The sequence below is a fragment of the Mucilaginibacter sp. GW821-FHT07G05 genome, from assembly GCF_059418565.1.
On sequence record NZ_JBWKQC010000001.1, the window covers coordinates 445,477 to 465,093 of the forward strand.

13 protein-coding genes are annotated in these 19,617 nt (G+C 41.8%); 6 read left to right on the plus strand and 7 right to left on the minus strand.

The annotated features are described in order from the left end of the window. Window positions 1-41: 41 nt before the first annotated feature. Both AC07NA_RS01735 and AC07NA_RS01740 read right to left on the minus strand, forming a co-directional pair. The gene (locus AC07NA_RS01735; protein WP_494895142.1) at window positions 42-1,658 is read right to left on the minus strand and encodes a RagB/SusD family nutrient uptake outer membrane protein; all 1,617 of its coding nucleotides are present in this window, start codon (window positions 1,656-1,658) and stop codon (window positions 42-44) included. A gap of 28 nt (window positions 1,659-1,686) precedes the next feature. Continuing rightward, complete coding sequence (locus tag AC07NA_RS01740; protein WP_494895143.1) at window positions 1,687-4,869, minus strand: SusC/RagA family TonB-linked outer membrane protein; 3,183 nt, start codon at window positions 4,867-4,869, stop codon at window positions 1,687-1,689. Window positions 4,870-5,304: 435 nt separating this feature from the next. Between AC07NA_RS01740 and AC07NA_RS01745 the strand changes: the two genes are divergently transcribed. The 6 genes from AC07NA_RS01745 to AC07NA_RS01770 all read left to right on the plus strand — a co-directional run bounded on the left by AC07NA_RS01745 (window position 5,305) and on the right by AC07NA_RS01770 (window position 15,003). Then, entirely contained in the window at window positions 5,305-8,895 is a 3,591-nt protein-coding gene (locus tag AC07NA_RS01745; protein ID WP_494895145.1) for a family 78 glycoside hydrolase catalytic domain, read from the plus strand. Between the two features lie 415 nt (window positions 8,896-9,310). Further along, window positions 9,311-10,228: a family 2A encapsulin nanocompartment shell protein gene (locus AC07NA_RS01750; RefSeq protein WP_345211281.1), complete on the plus strand. Its 918-nt coding sequence runs from the start codon at window positions 9,311-9,313 to the stop codon at window positions 10,226-10,228. Then, the gene (locus tag AC07NA_RS01755) at window positions 10,212-12,137 is read left to right on the plus strand and encodes a family 2A encapsulin nanocompartment cargo protein cysteine desulfurase (RefSeq protein WP_494895147.1); all 1,926 of its coding nucleotides are present in this window, start codon (window positions 10,212-10,214) and stop codon (window positions 12,135-12,137) included. The genes AC07NA_RS01750 and AC07NA_RS01755 overlap by 17 nt, the downstream gene beginning before the upstream one ends. Window positions 12,138-12,352: 215 nt before the next feature. After that, window positions 12,353-13,165 carry a serine O-acetyltransferase gene (locus AC07NA_RS01760; protein ID WP_494895148.1) on the plus strand — a complete coding sequence of 271 codons (813 nt, stop codon included), beginning with the start codon at window positions 12,353-12,355 and terminating at the stop codon, window positions 13,163-13,165. A 14-nt stretch (window positions 13,166-13,179) separates the two neighbouring features. Further along, window positions 13,180-14,460 carry a cation:proton antiporter gene (locus AC07NA_RS01765; protein WP_494895149.1) on the plus strand — a complete coding sequence of 427 codons (1,281 nt, stop codon included), beginning with the start codon at window positions 13,180-13,182 and terminating at the stop codon, window positions 14,458-14,460. Between the two features lie 168 nt (window positions 14,461-14,628). Continuing rightward, entirely contained in the window at window positions 14,629-15,003 is a 375-nt protein-coding gene (locus AC07NA_RS01770) for a glycosyl-4,4'-diaponeurosporenoate acyltransferase CrtO family protein (protein ID WP_494895151.1), read from the plus strand. A 130-nt stretch (window positions 15,004-15,133) separates the two neighbouring features. Here the strand turns inward: AC07NA_RS01770 and AC07NA_RS01775 are convergent, their stop codons facing one another. From AC07NA_RS01775 to AC07NA_RS01795, 5 genes are all read right to left on the minus strand, one after another. After that, on the minus strand, window positions 15,134-16,201 hold the full coding sequence (locus AC07NA_RS01775) for a hypothetical protein (protein WP_494895152.1): 1,068 nt from the start codon (window positions 16,199-16,201) through the stop codon (window positions 15,134-15,136). Window positions 16,202-16,349: 148 nt separating this feature from the next. Then, window positions 16,350-17,141, minus strand: coding sequence for a DUF4241 domain-containing protein (locus AC07NA_RS01780; RefSeq protein ID WP_494895154.1), 792 nt, complete (start codon window positions 17,139-17,141; stop codon window positions 16,350-16,352). A gap of 303 nt (window positions 17,142-17,444) precedes the next feature. Next, on the minus strand, window positions 17,445-18,071 hold the full coding sequence (locus AC07NA_RS01785; RefSeq protein ID WP_494895156.1) for a hypothetical protein: 627 nt from the start codon (window positions 18,069-18,071) through the stop codon (window positions 17,445-17,447). Between the two features lie 269 nt (window positions 18,072-18,340). Continuing rightward, window positions 18,341-18,952, minus strand: a complete 612-nt coding sequence (locus tag AC07NA_RS01790; RefSeq protein ID WP_494895158.1) for a hypothetical protein — start codon at window positions 18,950-18,952, stop codon at window positions 18,341-18,343. A 202-nt stretch (window positions 18,953-19,154) separates the two neighbouring features. Continuing rightward, entirely contained in the window at window positions 19,155-19,523 is a 369-nt protein-coding gene (locus tag AC07NA_RS01795; RefSeq protein WP_494895160.1) for a hypothetical protein, read from the minus strand. Window positions 19,524-19,617: the final 94 nt, after the last annotated feature.

A 19,617-nucleotide genomic window follows, 5' to 3' on the forward strand; every position in this document is an offset into this window, starting at 1 on the left:
CCCGTTAAGGAGAAAGCCTTTCATGTTATCACCAAAAAATATTAATAGCCCGGGTTTTGTGTAAGGTTCGGGTTGAGCCCTATTTCATTTTGCGGAATAGGATATACTTCGCGGCCGGTAGGTATAGTTACTCCGTAAACTTCTTTAACAAAAGCAGTTGCCACACCGGCACGGCGAAGATCGTAAAAGGTAGAATACTCAGCCGAAAGTTCGTGCCTGTATTCATGATAAACCATTTGCAATGGATCTGTTACTACTTTGCCTTCGCTCATGAAAACAGCAGGGGCACTGCCGCCAAAAGCACGGTCGCGTACAATTTTCAGGGTTGCTAACGCGCCTGAAGCATCACCTGTACGCGCCTGGCATTCGGCTTTGCTTATTAAAACTTCGGCATACCTTAATAATATCTGGTTTTGCGCGCCGAAAATGATACCGTTGCCCGAGTTCCCTGTAAGGCTTGGATCGCGCCACATCTTTTCGTTGTAATAGCCTGTTCTTAATTGCGATGGATCGCTTCCGATCCATGGATTAGCCACTGTGCCGCAGGTGTTAATGATCTTACCATCTGTACCTGTATATTTCTTTTTGATGTTTGCATCGGTACTGGCAAAACCTGCAATAACCAGCGGGTAGGCCTTTATACCGCCATTGGCAATAATGCCCGGGCTTGGGTTTTCATCACCGGGGCCAATTACTGTGGCTACTTTGCGCAAATCACCGGCCTGGTAACCGGTATACAATTCTTTATTAGCGTAATCATAGCCAAAGTTTGATACCTCCTCGGGCATACCGAACGAGCCTATCCAAGCCACCTCGTTACCGCCGCCCCAGCTTTGGGTACCGGCAACCACAAACTGAACTTCAAATAGCGATTCGGCATTGTTTTGATTATCGTATTCATGTATTTTAATAAAATCAGATATCAGTGTGTATTTGCCGGTAAGTTGGTTATAGGTCGCCAATGCTTCAGCATACTTTTTGAGCCACATTTGTGCTGCGCCCAAATAACCTAAAGCAGCTCCTTTTGTAGCACGACCAAGGTTTGCGGCATCATAACCCTCTTTCCATGGTAATAAATCCGCAGCGGCTTTAAGGTCTGTTTCTACCTGTGAAAAAACCTCATCCTGGCTGTTGCGCGGCCTTAATCCGTCATTTGCGCCTGTGGTAAGCTCCAATGGTACACCACCAAAGCTTGCTGCAAGGTAATAATAGGTAATACCACGTAAAAAGTAAATTTCACCGGTTAAACGGTTGGCAAGCTCCGGGGTTAATATGCCGTTATCCTTCATTTTAGCTATAATGGGTAAGGCCGAATTGGCACGGGCAATGCCGATATAGGCACGTTGCCAGAATACCTGTATAGCTCCAAAATTTGAAGGAATAGCGTAAGTATTATAAAATCTGTCGTTACCCCAGTTTTCAAAATCGTGTGTTTGAAAATTGGCATAATACCACAACGATTTCTTTAAAAGATCCGAACTTTGATAAGTATCATAAATGGCATTTACAAGCGCTATGCCATCCGATGCTTTATCAAACAAAACATCTTCGGTAGGGTTTGATGAATCAAGCTGATCCAAAAAGCCCTTCTTACAACTTAGCGGGAGAAACACTACCAGTCCTACTGATAGTATGTATATGTATTTGGAAATTTTCATTTGTTGTTTCTGTTATTTTAAATATTATTTAAAATGTTACGCTTAGGCCCATGGTATAAAACTTTGATGACGGGTAAGTGCCCACATCAACTCCTGATGCAGTAGGAGAGCTGCCGCTAACCGCGCTGTTATTAGGGTCTGTTCCTGTAGGCTGGCCAATTTCAGGATCGAGCCCGGTGTATTTGGTAATAGTGAACAGGTTTTGAGCGGCTATATAAACCCTCACCTTGTTTAAGGTTAACTTATTAGTTAAAGCTGATGGCAACGTATAACCCAAAGTAACGTTGCGCAAACGCAGGTAGCTGCCATTTTCAACATATACACTTGATGCTACGTTATTGGCTGTAATATCATCGTTGTAAGTTACCCTTGCATAACGGTTTGAGGGGTTAGTAGGTGTCCAGCGGTTTTCATAATATTGCTGACTTACATTTTGCACGCCTACAAAACCGGGTGCTTGAAAACTTTCGAGGTTACGGGCCTGGTAGTTAAATATTTTATTGCCGTAGCTGCCGTAAAAGAAAGCGTTAAAATCAAATGATTTATATGAAAGATCAAGATTTAAACCACCATAGAACTTAGGTATGGGGCTGCCCAAACTTACCCTGTCTTCCGGGGTTATCTGTCCGTCGCCGTTAACATCTTTAAAGTAGCGATCGCCGGGTTGTGTAGTGCCTTTTTTATCGGCCTGGTAATAACCACGGGGTGCACCGGCATCTAAGGCGTCAATTTGTGCTTGTGTTTGAAATATACCCAAGGCTTGGTAGCCATAAAACTCGCCAACAGGCTGCCCAATATTGGTTTGGCTGAATTGTGTCCATCCGTTAGCAGGGGTGGTTAAATTTACAAGGTTGGTTATAAATTTGGTATTCCTGTTTATGCTCAATAGTTCATTATCAACCGTAGTAATATTTACCCCTATGCCGTAGTTAAGGTCTTTTAAACTGTGCTTGTAATTAAGCGCTACTTCAAAGCCCTGGTTACGGATGCTGCCTGCATTTTGTGCCTGCCTGAGTGTACCTGTTTGCGATGATGTTGGTACCGATAATAAAAAGTCTTTCGAATCCTTTTTGTAATAATCAACTGTTAAAGCAAGGTCGCCATTTAAAAAGGCGATATCCATACCTATATTGGTTTGCCGTGATGTTTCCCAGGTAAGACCACGGTTATCCAGATTGAGGTAGGCTAAGCCGCTTTGATACTCTTTACCGAATGGATAACCTACGTTGGTAGGCGACGTGGCCGGGCCGCCCGAACCATATCTGGCCAGGAACAGGAACGGATCGATACCTCTTTCGTTACCTACCTCACCATAACCGCCCCTGAATTTCAGATCAGACAACCAGTTAACATCCTTTAAAAAAGATTCTTGCTTGGCACGCCATGCGATCGAAGCTGATGGAAATACGCCATATTGGTTATCCTGGTAAAATTTTGATGAACCGTCTCTTCTCACGGTAGCTGTAAGTAGATACCTGTCGGTAAATTTATAGCTCAACCTTGCAAATTGCGATGCGAGAGTAGTGGTACGCTGACCACCATATGCCACAAGATTTTTCACCTGTGCCAAATCTCTTATAGAGTTACTTGGCAAATCATTACCATTACCGCCAATGCTGCGGTAGGTATTACTTTGCTGCGAAACACCTCCTACAAAATCTAATGAATGCTGACCAAAGGTTTTGCTGTATGATATGGTATTTTCCCACAACCACTCATAGGTATTGTTAGCGCTTTGCGAATAAGTGCTCAACACGTTGTTGCTTGCTACACCATATTGATCTTGTGAGCGGGTATCGGCAGGGGTAAAAAAGTAGCCTGAATAATCAGTAGTGTTTATACCAAAATTGGTTTTAACCTTCAGCCCGTCAATAATGGTTGCCTCTAATGATGAGTTACCCAGAAAATAGTTAGTCAGGTTTTTAGCATCATTTGTTTCAATGGTATACAGTGGGTTGTTCCAACTGCGGGTGTAAGTGTTTACCGGGTCGTAAAAGCCGTAATTGCCGTTAGCGTCTTTAGCCTCGTTGGTCAATTTATTACCGCCGATGGTAGGTATCAACTCACTTAAGGTAGCCAATGCGCCTGTGCCAAACAGATTGTTACTGTTTTGCCTTGAAAACTTCAGGCTTGTTGATGATTTGAGCCATGTTTTGGCATTATAATCAATATTACCGGCAAGGTTTACCCTTTTAAAAAACGAGCGTAATACAATGCCTTTCTGGTCATAATACCCGGCAGAAAAAGCTGTTTGCACTTTATCGTTACCGCCACGTATCGCCAGGTTGTAATTTTGTTTTAAGCCGCTTTGATAAATAAGGTCCTGCCAATCGATACTGCGTAATGCCGATGGATTGCTCCATTCGGGCAATTTTGTAAAACCGGGCGTTTCGTTGGCAAGTGTAGCCCAATCCTGCGCGTTCAATACCTTGTATTTTTTAGGTTCAGATTGTATGGATGCGTATGCGTCGAACGCTATTTGTACACCATCTTTACGGCCCTTTTTGGTAGTGATGATCACCACACCGTTTGATGCACGTACACCATATATGGCAGTGGCTGATGCATCTTTTAAAATGTCCATCGACGCAATGTCATTAGGGTTGATATTGTTGAGGCCGCCGGTAGTAGGGTAGCCGTCAATTACATACAGCGGATCGTTATTACCCAAACTACCCACACCGCGTATTAAAACCGTTACGCCACCGCCGGGGGTACCATCATTATTGGTTACCTGCACGCCCGATGAACGGCCTTGCAATGCCTGGTCTAACGAGGCAACGGGTACTTTAGCTATTTGGTCTGCAGTTACCGAACTGATGGCGCCGGTAAGGTCTTTACGTTTAGCGGTACCGTAACCAATTACCACAAGCTCTTGCAATGATTTACTGTCGGAAGCCAGCTTTACATTAATAGTTGTTTTGTTACCTACCGTGATTTCCTGGGGAGCATAACCAACAAAGCTAAACACCAATACATCATCCGGGCTTGCATTAATACTATAGGAGCCGGATACATCAGTGGTAACCCCTGTGTTGGTACCTTTTATCAGCACGCTTGCGCTTGGGGTAGGGCCTCCATCGTCAGATACTTTACCGGTTATTCTTTTACTTTGTGCAAAAGATTGTGATAAGGTAAAAACAGTAAATATCAAAATCAGGAATATCCTGAGATACTTACTGTTTTTAATAAACAGTAAATTTCTTTTCATGTTACTTTAAATTAGGTTTGTTAAAAAGAGTCGTTTATAATATTGATTTAACAAAACTACTTTACATTTAAGTGTATTGTTAATATTAATTTATCATAATCAGATAATATTTAATCGTTTTTGAAATGCGAAAGAGTGAGAGAAATAGATCTGTTCAGATTCACGCGTTAATTAACTTGAGATTTACTTGATTTCAATCGATTGATAATAAGTTATTTATAACGATATTATAAATATCAAAAATGTCAAATCATTCAATGAGGTATGATGCTTTATTAACATACGCAACCTTAGTTAATTGTCAATATAACACTAAAACAGTATATAAAAAAGTCTTCGTTTTTATCATGCAGATGATCACGCAAAGGGCAAGTAGGGGAAAGTTGAATAGACTGCTTTTAGTACATTTCCACACCAATATTTATTAAACCTGAGATGACAAAAAATTCCCGCGTTTCGCAAACGATAGTTTTTAGCCTGATGCTAAGCTGCCTGTTGTTTTTACATGTCAACATGTATGCTGTTGATAAGATCAATAACCTTAAAGTGGAGTATACCAACACGCCCATTGGTATTGATGTTGAAATACCAAGGTTTAGCTGGCAAATGCAATTGTCTAAAAGTTCAGCAGCGGCAAATACACAGTCGGCCTATCAATTAATAGTTAAGGATGCTGCCGGTAAGGTGGTTTGGAACAGTTCAAAGGTAAAAAGCGGAAAGGCGCTCGGTATTCTTTACGCCGGAGAACCTTTAAAAGCATCAACGAAGTATTACTGGACCGTTAAGGTTTGGGATCAGTCAGGCGGCGAATCATCAGCCGCATCATGGTTTGAAACAGGGCTGATGGATACAGGCATTTCTGCCTGGGAAGGAGCGAACTGGATAGGCGGCGGAGATAAAGACCTGGTACTTCATGCAAATTACCTGCCGCAGTTTGAGCTTCAATACCAATTAGCCATAGACGCGGGCAGTAAAAAAGCCGGATTTGTATTAGCGGCTAATGATCCGCGTTTGATGGACAGGAACAAGAACGTTTTTCAGCTGGAAAACAAAAAAGATCAATCGTATTTTAAGATTGAATTAGACATTTCAGGGATAGAAAACAATGGAAATGCCCGCATAAACATATACCGCAGTGGCTACGCTGCTACAGATATTCCAACTAAGGTATTTAAAAGTTTCCCGGTTAAGCCCGGGATCATCAATAACGAAAATAAAAACAAGTCGCATCGTATTGTAATTCATAATGAGTATGGTACATTAATATTTTCTGTAGATGGCGAAACCCGTTTCTTCTTGTCCGAAACATCCGGTAATGCCAATCCGCCCGAATATGCTAAGGTTGTTTTAAACCCGTTAGGTGAGGGGCACGACCTTATCACTTACGGTATGTTGGGCGATATTGGATTCTCTGTTGATGCAGGTCAGAGTGCCCGCTTCTCAGATATAAAAGTTATCAATAACCGAAGCCCAAAGAACACCCTTTTTGAAGAACAGCGTAAGGGTGCCAATTACAGCGGAATTTTCAGCAATGCTGTTTCAGATAAACTATTGCAGGTTAAAGACGGCGCGTTTTACATTAACGGCGGCGAAAAAGGAGTGATGCTAACAGCCGACCCAAGCCACAACGCCATGCCAATGATGCGCACCCGCTTTGATGCAGGCAGCAAGGTAATAGCAGGAGCCCGATTGTATGTAACAGCACGCGGCATTTATGAAATTTACCTGAATGGCAAACGCGTGTGTAACGACTATTTCAACCCCGGTTTAACGCAGTACAATAAAACGCACCTTTATCAAACCTATGATGTAACCAACATGGTTAATAAAGGCAAAAACGCTTTAGGCGCTATGTTGGGCGAAGGTTGGTGGAGCGGTATGCTAAGCTACGGAAACGTATGGAACCACTTTGGCGACAGGCAATCGTTACTGGCTAAACTGGTTATCAGTTATGCCGATGGCACAAGGGAGGTGATCAAAACCAATGACAAAGACTGGAAATACTTTAACAAAGGCCCAATTGTGTATAGCAGCCTATGCATGGGCGAAGTATACGATGCCACCCGCGACAATGCGATCAAAGGTTGGAGCGCCGCCGCTTATGACGACAGCGATTGGGGTAAAGTACAGGAGATTCCCTTACAGGGCACTACCAGTAAAGATGACGGATTAAATTATGACGATTTTAAGCTGATAGGCCAGATAGGCAATTCGGCTACCATTTATAAAATTTTAACCGCCCAACATTTTACGGAAGTTAAAAAAGGCATTTATGTGTATGATATGGGGCAAAATTTTGTTGGTGTACCGCGTATACATATCAGCAATGGCAAGGCCGGTAAAAAGATCATTTTAAGATATGCCGAGATCATGTACCCTAACCTGAAAGAGTCGGGTAAAAATGTGGGAATGCTCATGACCGAAAATTACCGCGCCGCCCTGAGCCAGGATATTTATATTATGAAAGATGGCGATCAGGTTATACAGCCTAAATTTACTTCGCATGGGTACCAGTATATAGAGATAACAGGTTTAGATGCTCCTTTACCGTTAAAAGATGTTCAGGGAGTAGTGATCAGCTCGGTGCAAAAGCTTAGTGCAGATTATGTAACATCAAACCCAAAGGTTAACCGCTTATGGTCAAACCTTACCTGGTCAAATATTGATAATTTCCTAACCATCCCTACAGATTGCCCTCAACGCAATGAACGCATGGGCTGGTCGGGCGATATAAGCGTATTTTCACGCACGGCTACTTACCTTTCTAATGCCGATCAGTTTCTTCGCAGGCACATGTTTGCCATGCGCGATGTGCAGACTGCAGAAGGAAAGTTTACAGACATAGCACCCGTTGGTGGTGGTTTTGGAGGTGTAATTTGGGGAAGTGCAGGTATCACGGTTCCGTGGGAAACCTATTTGCAGTACGATGATGTGAGCTTGTTAAAAGAACATTACGATGCTATGCGCAAATACATGGATTTTGTTGAAGGCACAATAGATAAAAGCACAGGCTTAAGCAAAGACAGGGTATTGGGCGACTGGTTAGGCCCGCAGAACGACCAGTTAGGTACAGCTTTCCCGGTGACGGCTTATGAAATATATGACCTGGATATTATGGCAAAAGTGGCCGGTATTTTAGATAAAAAGGAAGACGAAGAAAAATTCCGCGGGTTGTATAACGAACGCAAAGCTTTCTTTAATAAAACTTTTATCAATAGTGATAAGAAAACAGTGGGCCTGGTAGGCGGAAACCCGTGGGCTATGCAAGGGCAGGAGTATAAGGTTTCAGATACACAAACAGCCTATGCCACCGGCTTGGGCTTAAATGTGTTTAGCAAAGAAAATGAAGCTTTTATGGCTAAAAACCTGTTAGCCACCGTTGAACGCCAAAACAAGGATGACCAGAATGTATTAAGGCCTGCATACTCGTTGATGACAGGCTTTGTTGGTACAGCCTGGATCAGCAAAGCGCTGTCGGAACAAGGGTATTCTGCGGCAGCCTATAAATTACTACAGAACGAGCAGTACCCATCGTGGCTTTACGCGGTTAACCAGGGTGCTACCACTATATGGGAACGGTTAAACGGCTATACTGTAGAAAACGGTTTTGGCGGCAATAATAGCATGAACTCTTTTAACCATTATTCTTTTGGCGCTGTTGGGCAATGGATGATAGCGCATTCGCTGGGTATAGAACGCGACGAACCCGGTTTTAAAAAATTCATCCTGCAACCCGAGCCTGACGCTACCGGGAAGATGAAGTTTGCCAACGGATATTATGATTCACCTTATGGCAAGATAGCAAGCGGCTGGAAACTGAACGGTAAATTGCTAACATACAATGCAACCGTACCCGCCAATACCACGGCTATTTTATACTTGCCTGCTACCAGCAAAAACAATGTTAAAGAAAATGGGAAAATGATTTCCGGTTTAACAGGAGCGAAGTTTATGCGGTTTGAAAAGAACAAAGCTATTTACACATTGCAACCTGGCAGCTATAGTTTCACGTCGAAGATTCATTAAATAAAGCACATCTCATGCGTACAAAAAAGTCCGATTGTCTAAAAACTTCGGACTTTTTTCATTTTTTACTTTTCTAATTAATCATTTCATATTTAATTGTTTTATTGCCTAACTTGCATCAGAGGGAGATGTCCCGAATCTGAAGACAGGAACCTTTTATAAATTATACAGTACTAAAATATTTTCTATCTATTTTAAAATGAGCATGTACCATTACAACGTTAATGGCATCTGTTTTATATAATGCTTAATATTTGAAAACAGGGTAATGCTAATAAAAGATAGACTCACTTGTTCTTTACTCTGTTTATTGTAAGAAAAATTGAATAGTATATAAATTCTATAGATTTAATATATTATACTTGTAGATAGATACCTTTTTAAATCAGCTAATCATAATTACAATTCAGATACTATGGCAGAAAAACCAAAACAAACAGCATTAGGTGATGTAGCCGCAAGGCAGTTAGCCATCGCTACACGTACAGTACCACAATTATTAAACACATCGCCCCGCTGGTTAACGTTATTGTTAAACTGGGTGCCTGTAGAGTCGGGAGTTTACCGGTTAAACAAGGTAAAAGATGCCGATAATGTAGAAGTAGATTGCTCATCGCGCGATGAACGCGAACTACCATCAACCTTTGTTGATTACATTGATAACCCGCGCGAGTATAACCTAAGCGCGGTAAACACAGTACTTGATGTGCACACGCGTGTATCTGATCTGTACAGCAAGCCTTACAACCAAATAAGTGAGCAGTTACGCCTAACTATTGAGATCATCAAAGAAAGGCAGGAGAGTGAACTCATCAACAACCTGGAATATGGTTTACTAAGCAGCATTGCCGATTCACAAAAAATTAAAACCCGCCTTGGCCCCCCAACACCTGATGACTTGGATGAACTGATCACTAAAGTGTGGAAAGAACCTGGTTTCTTCCTGTTACACCCCTTAGCTATCGCCGCCTTCGGGCGCGAATGTACCCGCAGGGGCGTACCGCCGCCAACCGTATCGCTGTTTGGCTCCCAGTTTATTACCTGGAGAGGTATACCACTTATCCCTTCAGATAAATTGCCTATTGTAAACAACAAATCTAAAATAATACTTATCCGCACAGGCGAGAGCCGCCGTGGTGTAGTTGGCTTATACCAACCGGGCCTTCCGGGCGAGCAATCACCGGGCTTATCGGTTCGCTTTATGGGTATCAATAACAAAGCAATTGCATCGTACCTGGTATCATTATACTGCTCATTAGCAGTGCTTGTTGATGATGCTATTGCAGTTTTAGAGGACGTTGACCTGGGAAATTACCATGAGTACAAATATTAATCACGAAAACCTGCCCGATACCGGCGAACTGGAGAAACTGGCCAACCAGTTCTTCAAAGCTGTTCCGGGCGACTTTTTGGAGCAGTTAACGGCGCAGCAATCCCAACCGGATTTGCCAAAGCCCGATAACCTGCTGCAACAAAGTTTTGCACCTGATGAGAGTTTGTTAAACATTACTCCGCAGGCAAATACTTATGAGTACGCTAAATCGCCAAAATCGGTAGCGGGTAGTGGAGTATCGCCATCGGCTATAAATCAGGGAAATGTGGTGAACCTACAAAATCCGCAAACAAGTTTTGATGACCCGGATTTTAAAGCATCAAACGCGCCTGCGGCCAACGGAGGTTTTCCATTCGGTACCGGTTTGCCTGTGCAGCCGCCGAACATAGGCTTTAGTTATTTGCAGCAACCCGATATTCCTGTTAACAATGTACCCGAAACATTCCCGGTAGGGGAACAATTTACATCGGTACCTTCAAATTTGTTTCAGCTGCCTTATCAGCAGGAGCAGCCCTTTGAGGCCGAGCTACGCGCGCTTTTAACACATAGCAATGGTGCAGGCATCAGTCCGCAAATACCGTTTGCGGGTTTACCATCGGTTAACGAAAGCTCTTTTTACTTTTTAAATAATGAGGTTGCCAAACCATCGGTTACCCCCGTTCAAAAAGATAAAAAGGTTGGACTAAGCCAAATAATACCACCGTTTGATGTGAATTTGGTGCGCCGCGATTTTCCTATACTACAAGAGTATGTGAACGGCAAGCAACTAATATGGCTTGATAACGCGGCAACTACGCAAAAGCCTAAGCAAGTAATTGACCGCATCAGCTACTTTTACGAGCACGAAAACTCTAACATACACCGCGCGGCGCATGAGCTTGCTGCAAGGGCAACCGATGCGTATGAAGGAGCACGCAAAAAAGTGCAGGAATTTTTAAACGCGGGTTCTGTTAACGAAATAGTATTTGTGCGCGGTGCAACTGAAGCCATTAACCTGGTTGCTAAAAGCTGGGGCGAGCAAAACCTGCATGCCGGCGACGAGATCATTGTAAGTAACCTGGAGCACCATGCCAATATAGTACCGTGGCAGCAGTTGGCCGCTAAAAAAGGCCTCAAGATAAAAGTGATCCCGGTGGATGATGACGGACAGATACTGCTTGACGAGTATACCAAACTGCTTGGCCCTAAAACTAAACTGGTTTCCTTTACACAAGTTTCCAACGCTTTAGGTACGGTTACCCCGGCAGCGCAAATTGTTCATCTGGCACATTTGGCAGGAGCGAAGGTATTGGTTGACGGCGCACAATCCGTATCACACATGCGGGTTGACGTTAGGGCGCTTAATGCCGATTGGTTTGTATTTTCGGGCCACAAGGTGTTTGGTCCTACAGGCATCGGTGTGCTTTACGGTAAAGAAGCGCTGCTGAACGAAACCCAGCCTTGGCAGGGTGGAGGTAACATGATAGTAGATGTAACCTTTGAGCATACGCAATACCATAACGCGCCTTCACGCTTTGAAGCCGGTACCGGTAATATTGCCGACGCGGTTGGCTTGGGCGCAGCTATTGATTATGTGAGCCGTTTGGGTATGGATGCCATAGCCCAATACGAACATTATCTGCTGGAATACGCTACAGGATTACTAAAAGAAGTGCCGGGCATACGCCTCATAGGTACCGCCCCTGATAAAGCCAGTGTATTATCATTTGTATTAGCAGGCTATAAAACCGAAGAGGTGGGCGCCGAACTGAACAAAGAAGGCATTGCCGTACGCTCGGGACATCATTGCGCGCAGCCTATTTTGCGCAGGTTTGGAGTTGAAAGTACAGTACGCCCATCACTCGCATTTTACAATACCTGTGCCGAGATAGATGTGCTGGTTAATACTCTTCACAGGCTTGCCCGTTGATCGTACGATCCGGAATACAGACACCACTTTAGCACAAATTTATAATTACAGCATGAAGCAAAGCTTTATGCTGTAATTATTTACGCCTCTCTATGATATTGTGTTGATGAAACGCATAAAAATTCTACTTAATCTATAGATTTTATTAAGTTTGTGTTCCTGCTGTTTAAAATATAGCCGGGACCGGTCGCAAATTAATTTAAACAACCTGATGCATGAAAGAGGATAAACTGGACGGATTTATAGCGCTCCTTTACGAAACCCATAAACGTGAGTGGGAAGCTACGCCCAAGATAAGGGAATGCGTTAGCTGGCTTTCAGATCTGTTTGAATTTCTTTTTCCTAATAATCACGCCCATAAATTGTCTATATACGGCGGACAGCTCAAAAAAAACCAGATCGATCTGGAAAACATATTATTAAGTTACCTTGATACCAGAGAGGTAGAAGTGGAAAGCGCGGTAAATGCCTTTTACGACTCGCTGCACAATATTTACCAGGATTTGCGGCAGGATGCATCAATGATCTATGAAAAAGATCCGGCTGCCATCAGCATACATGAGGTCATCGTATCTTACCCCGGGTTTTATGCTATTGCCGTGTACCGTATAGCTCACCGTTTAACCCAACTCGCTATACCTATTTTGCCCCGTATATTATGCGAACACGCGCACGGTAAAACCGGTGTGGATATTCATCCCAAAGCCAGTATAGGCGTACCATTTTGTATTGACCATGGTACCGGTATTGTAATAGGCGCTACAAGTGTTATCGGCAAAAATGTAACCATCTATCAGGGTGTTACCTTAGGGGCATCGCAGGTAAGTAAACAACTGTCGGAAACTAAAAGGCACCCTACGGTAGAAGATAATGTGATCATTTATGCAAGGAGCACTATCCTTGGCGGCCACACCGTGATAGGTCATAATAGCGTAATAGGCGGCAGCGTATTCCTTACCAAAACGGTGCAGCCTTACTCTCATGTATTTAACACGCATCAACTGCGTATCGAAATAAAAAACAATTAATTCATTATTTAACAATGGTTGCCAAGCTTAGCTCATCCGAGGTAGTACATTTTTTGATCATCCTGATCGTTATTCTTATCCCCGCGCGTTTATTGGGCGAGCTATGTAGAAGATTTAAGCTTCCGGCTATCATCGGTGAAATATTTGCAGGCATCATTGTTGGCCCAACTGTTTTGGGTTTATTGTTTCCGGCACTGTTCGAAAATATCTTTTTATCGGCCCCGCACGCTTTCCAGGCTTTCGACGGTATATCGAATATCGGTATCATCCTGCTGATGTTCATTGCCGGGTTCGAGGTCGACCTGAAACAGATCAGGCAAAATGGCAAGCAGGCCATCAGTATCAGTCTTACCGGTATTTTATTTCCCTTTGCTATCGGCTTTGCCGCGGTATGGTTCTTTTATGATAGCCATTTCGCCAATGGATTCAATACTCAGCTGGTTACGTCGCTGTTTTTTGGCACCGCGCTTTCCATCACCGCGTTGGCGGTAATCACCAAAATATTGCTCGATCTTGATATTTTGAACACCCGCATAGGTAACATAGTGCTTACAGCCGCCATGGTAGATGATTTTTTGGGCTGGATATTGTTTTCGATAATTATTCAACTGATGCATACCGGTAAAGAGGAGGCATCTTTTTGGTCGGTTACTATAGTCGTATTGTACGCGGTCTTTATGCTTACTGCCGGCCGTTGGCTTATTCACAAAGCATTAGCCTTTGGCGGCAGGTCGCAAAAAACAGGTAGGATGCTTACTATGGCCGTATGTCTTTGCCTTATCAGTGCCTGCATTACCGAAACATTGGGCGTGAGGGCTGTGTTCGGCGCCTTTTTGGTAGGTATAGGTATCAATGATTCCGCCTATTTTACCGAGAAGCATAAGCATGTGCTGCATCAGTTTACCATTTTCGTGTTAGCACCACTCTTTTTTGCCTCGGTAGGTCTTCGATTAAACTTCATCGCAAATTTCGACATCGAGATTGTAGGTCTTATATTGGTTGTAGCGTGCTTGGCTAAGCTCATTGGCGCAGGCATTGGCAGCGCGTTAAGCGGCATGAGCAAAAATGAATCAATAGCGGTAGCTTTTGGTATGAACGCCAGGGGTGCCCAGGAGATAGTACTTGGTTTGCTGGCGTTGCAGGCAAAGATCATCAGCGAACCTGTATTTGAAGGCCTGGTAGTGATGACCATTGTTACCATGATCATTTCGGGCCCTATCATGAAATACTATTTTTTAAAGGAGCAAAGCGCGACCTTAGTAAAACCAACCGAAGCGGGAGTTGTGGAAATATAAATACATTGCAAATGTGATAGCATTGTTGCCTTTAATGTACTTATCTTAGTAATTATGGGCCAGGCAGTTAATTTCTTTTGGACGATACTTTGCTTTGCACCCCTTGTTATTTATTGGTTTAAAGCGGATCATTTAACAGCGTGCTGGTATTTGATTGGATTCAGTTTTTTGAGCCTGCTTATTCCCGCCCGATGGTTACAACTCAGCCGCAACCCTAAATTTTATAAGCGTGCCGGTGTGCGTTTTATACGCAGATTTGTGCAAAACGGCGATCTTTTTAAGGGCGTCAAGCCAATTGTAAATAACAGGGCAGAGGCTATGCGTTACAAAACTACCATAGCCATGTATGAGCGGTACCATTTTTTGTGTTTGGTATTTTTTATGGCAACCGGTATCCATGCGCTTATTTACAGACAATACTTAATGGCTGCGCTTATTACTGCGGTAAACATAATTTACAATGTTTATCCTATACTATTGCAGCAATACAATTACGCCCGCCTGTTAAGTATGGGCGGGCGTACAGGTGGTGTTATCCAATAGTATTATACGAGCTGATAAACATTTCAACACATGGGTCCTTTTTTTCGATTATATAACCGAGGCGCTGACCGTTGATGCCAATGTTTTGCAGAATGAGTAACCAATTAAAACCAATATATTATATACCAACCTATTTCAAAGGTTTAACTACAATTGACGATGCAAAACCACCCCGGCCAATGGGCGACGAAAGGTAAACAGGTATATCGTTTTTCCAGAAAGCAGCAACAGACTTTTTTTGATAAGTGGACTGGGTTGAGGTATAAACATCATTATCAAGTACCGCTATGCCTGTCATCTCTGAAAATTCATTGGGAAGCGATATTAGTTTATTGTTCTTAAAATAACCGGCACCTTTTGATGTGTTGCAAGCAAGGTAAACATCGTTGCCATTTACTGCTATTTCAATTGCATTAATGCCAACTATTCCATCTGCCAATGAAACGGGGGCACCATTTTTCCAATAATTGACTACCTCTTTTCCGGAGTAGTAGAAAGGATAAGTTGCCGGCATATACATGTTGCCATCTTGAAATACAATATTCTTACCTGCATATGATATACTATCATTTGGAAGTTTTGTTGCAGTATTGTTTTTCCAATATACAGAAGCGGCCTTATTGCCTACCTGATATCCTGAAACATAAACATCCGACCCTTGTATAGCTATACCGGCACTGCTTCCTATGCTCATACCCGGTAGTAACGGAAGGAAAACTCTTCGTTCATTCTTCCAGTAAACGGCATAGTTATCTATAAAACCGGCGATATAAACATTGTTTCCTTTTACTACTATACTGCCCGAAGAAGCGTTTGTAATATTACTTGTTAAATTTACCTGTACCCCGTTTTTCCAATAAGTAGCAATGTAAGCACCGTTATCATCGGTTGTATACCCCGCGGCGTATACATCGTCGCCTTCAACAGCTATACCACTTACCTCTGCGTCTTTTGTACCATGGGTAAGTATAACTGCAACTTCATTTTTCCAATATGCAGCCTGCCTTACATGGGTTATCGAATCGTAAGTGCTTCCGCCAACATAAACATTTGCAGTTTGAACGTATTGAGGAATGGTATCGTGCTTGACCTCGGTACTATCCACTGGTATTTCGTCTTGAAGTTTACTTTTTTGACATGCCGTAGTAAGCACAGCAAAAATCAAAAGTATATTGATAAGGTGTTTAGGTATTTTCATATAGTTAAATTATAGAATATCATAGCTCGCGATTGGTGTTATCACAGCATCACTAAAGATAATGAGAAATGGCAAACAAAAAAGCCCTTCATTTTTATTAAAGGGGATGCTGGTTACTCCAAACGCAGCTTGCTGTGGCTGATATGAATTACTTTTTATTTAATGGTAATACAAGAAAATCTATAATTAAAGAAACAATCTCGTTATTCTTTGTCATTCCCCAGTATGCCGGATAACTTCCGTCGCCATAACCCGAATGAAACATAGTAATATTTAAATCAGAATTTGGAATTTTTAAATTTATCCAATCCCCGTCATCATTTGGATCTTTAGCATTCTTTTTAAATTCAGATGCCAAATAATCTTCATATATATTACCTTCCGGGTGTTCTTTTTGAAATTGATCTGTAAATTTTCCATATTCTAAACCGGCCTTATAATCAAAAAATCCGCCAAGGCCTGCATCTACCGGGAAGCCAAAATAGTCATCCGGATTTTTAAGTTCTGAAGTATCTTCTCCATCCTGAAGGGCGAGCACCCATTTATCTGCTTTTTTTGAACTAAACTCCAGTTTCGCGATCGCGTATCTTTCTCCGGATTCTTTTGTTTCGGCGATGTAGATCTTAACAGGATATATTCCCGGTTTAACGGTTTTGTTAAAAGGTGTGTAATTTACTGTAACAAGCGGGTCGCAGGCAACGATTTTCCCTGTAGGCACATTAAGATTTCCAATTTCAAGAAGCTTTATAGAAATCCCATCAACTATCTTATTTTCAAAAACCTGGTTGTAATTTACAGAAGATAATATTTCACGTTGAACGACCTTCTTTTTGAGAGTGTCTGTTTCATGATTGTTTGTAGATTGATTGGCCTGAGATTGCAGATTGTTGCATGCGAAAAAAAACAACGATATAAATGTGATAAGAAGTATAGGTTTCATTTAAATGTGGACATATAGATATACAAATATATCTATACCAAAATAAAAAGCCGCTCATTTTCATAAGAGACTTTTGGATAAATGATAGAGTATAGACCGAACCATTTTAGTGGACGAATTTATTTAAACAGGCTTTTTGAAAAACTTGAGACCGAAGAACAAATAGTATTATACACAATTAATAGATCATAAAACAGAAGCCACTTCCTGTTTACCGGGAAGCGGCTTCTTTTTTTAAGAAACCTTCATAGATGATTTTTCCGGGCATAATTCCTTATACCGAGAAAATGTATACGGGTGTTTCTATTGATCCGTTAAGGACAGGCCTTGTTTAAGCGAGGTGAAATTGCCGGCATCAATGCCTTTTTGTTTCAACGCTTGTATAAGCTCTTGTTTGTTGCTAAATTGTAGTTGCTCGGTGGTTGAAGGCTTGATACATACCACCTTCACGGCCGAAAAGCCCGATTGCGTATAAGCAATTCCATCCTGATCGCGTTTTAACGTTATACTACCCACAGACAATTGTGCTGTTACCCTGATGTTGCGCTCGGTATAATAAGGAACTATCCCCCATGAATAACCGAAATCGCTTGAACTTACATATACCAGGTTTACCCAGTTGTTAATAATATCCTCGGTAAGGATAGTGGCCGGTATATTTAATGATAAATACCCTTTGCCACCTCCGGTTGAATTTGTTTGCCAGGTTGACGAACTAATATCTTTTGTGTAAACCCTAACGTTGGCGTTACCGGTTGCACCTTTTGCGCCGGTAGCACCCGTGGCTCCCTTATCCCCGGTATCACCCTTTGCCCCCTGTTCGCCTTGCGCCCCGGTATCACCCTTAGGGCCTATACCACCGTCTTTGCCGCACGATGCCGTGAAGAGCATTGCAGCAGTTAATAATAACAGTAAATACTTGTTTTTCATGTTAAGTAAAGTTTGATTTTAATGATTAATAATTGAAAAGTAACAAGCAAATAAAGGCCAATTGAAGAAAAAAAACTTTCGAATTTGTTGCAAATACTTTCGAATTTGTTGCGCGTTGCCTAAATGAAGAATAAAACTTTAATTCAGATGCCGGGCAGATAGAGGAAGCCTCGGTATTATATATTATACCTATTTTAAAAGGATTAAATATTGTCAATGCCCCTATGTATAGCGTAGATGCCGGTAATGTTTACTGCATTTTTAAATATTTAGTAGGATGTATTAATGGTTTCACCGGCGCTGTTAATTACTACAATAGCCCAGTGCGCGTTATCATATTTGTTAATATCCATTGTTACCGCGTCTTTATAGTTTTGGCCGCTGTACTCAAATTGAACGTTCACGGGTCCCAGGCTACCGCCTGAACTATTCTTGGATTGATAATCTAAATCGGTATGATTTGATGACGCGCAGCCTGAGCTTGAGCAGGCGGTGCGTGAGTTACTGTAATCAAAAAAGCGAAGTGTACCATTAATAGTCAGGCCATCGGCTTCAAAATCTTTAAAGGTAACAGTTACGTCGACAGTAGAACTTGACCTGGTTGATGATGAAGAGGAGGAACGTGTTGTGCTATATTCTCCGTTAACAGTTGCCGTTCCGGATGTGCCGTTGAGGATAGTATTTGCGTAAACCTGAGGTGTTTTTGCAAGTGTTGGCCTCAAGATTACCTTCCATAAGTTGTTCATTTTTGAAAAGAGGCCTTTAGCACTATCTTCATTATTTATGGCAACACCGCCCTTACCGGCTCCGTTTTCATCTTTTTTGCATGCACCTATTAAAGAAATAGTAACGAGCATCATTAATACTATTCGTTTTTTCATAGTCGTAATTTTAAGTGATTGATGACTCAAAATTATCTGACTATCAGGCGCTCTACAATATAACAAAAGTTACATTTTGTTATATTGTAGAGGGGGCATAACTTGAATTGTTTTTTGTGGAAGAATTGATTGAAACAGGATATTTTTCAACCAATTTTAACTTAAATAGTTAAATGCGAAAAAATACTGTAGCAAATTTTACTTAATACAACTTTAACTCTTTCTCTAACCTTTTATCGATTGATTTAACAAGGGCAATCTTGTTCACGTAAAACTCGCGTGGAAAATCCATATTCGGGTCATCTATTTTTATATTCTCATCAAAAAATTTTCTTAGAGCGATGAGGTTTTCCTGATTGCGTGCATATAAATAACGCTTGCCTACTGGGATTTGAAAGTAATACATTTCCTGATTAAAGCTGCTATTTTTAATTAGCCCACATTTTGAACAAATGATTTTCCCCTCTTTTGAGGAGGTGCGGTTGGTAGAAATGACAACTTCTTCGTTAGATAAAAACTCTGCCCTGTTCTTGCATTCAGGACAAATTATATCTGTCGACTTAAGATCCATTAGTGCTTGTTTACTTTTGTAAAGATAAAAATACTAAATATCAACATATTCAAAAGGATATATGAAAAGTCTTAAAAAACGTCTACAAAATAAC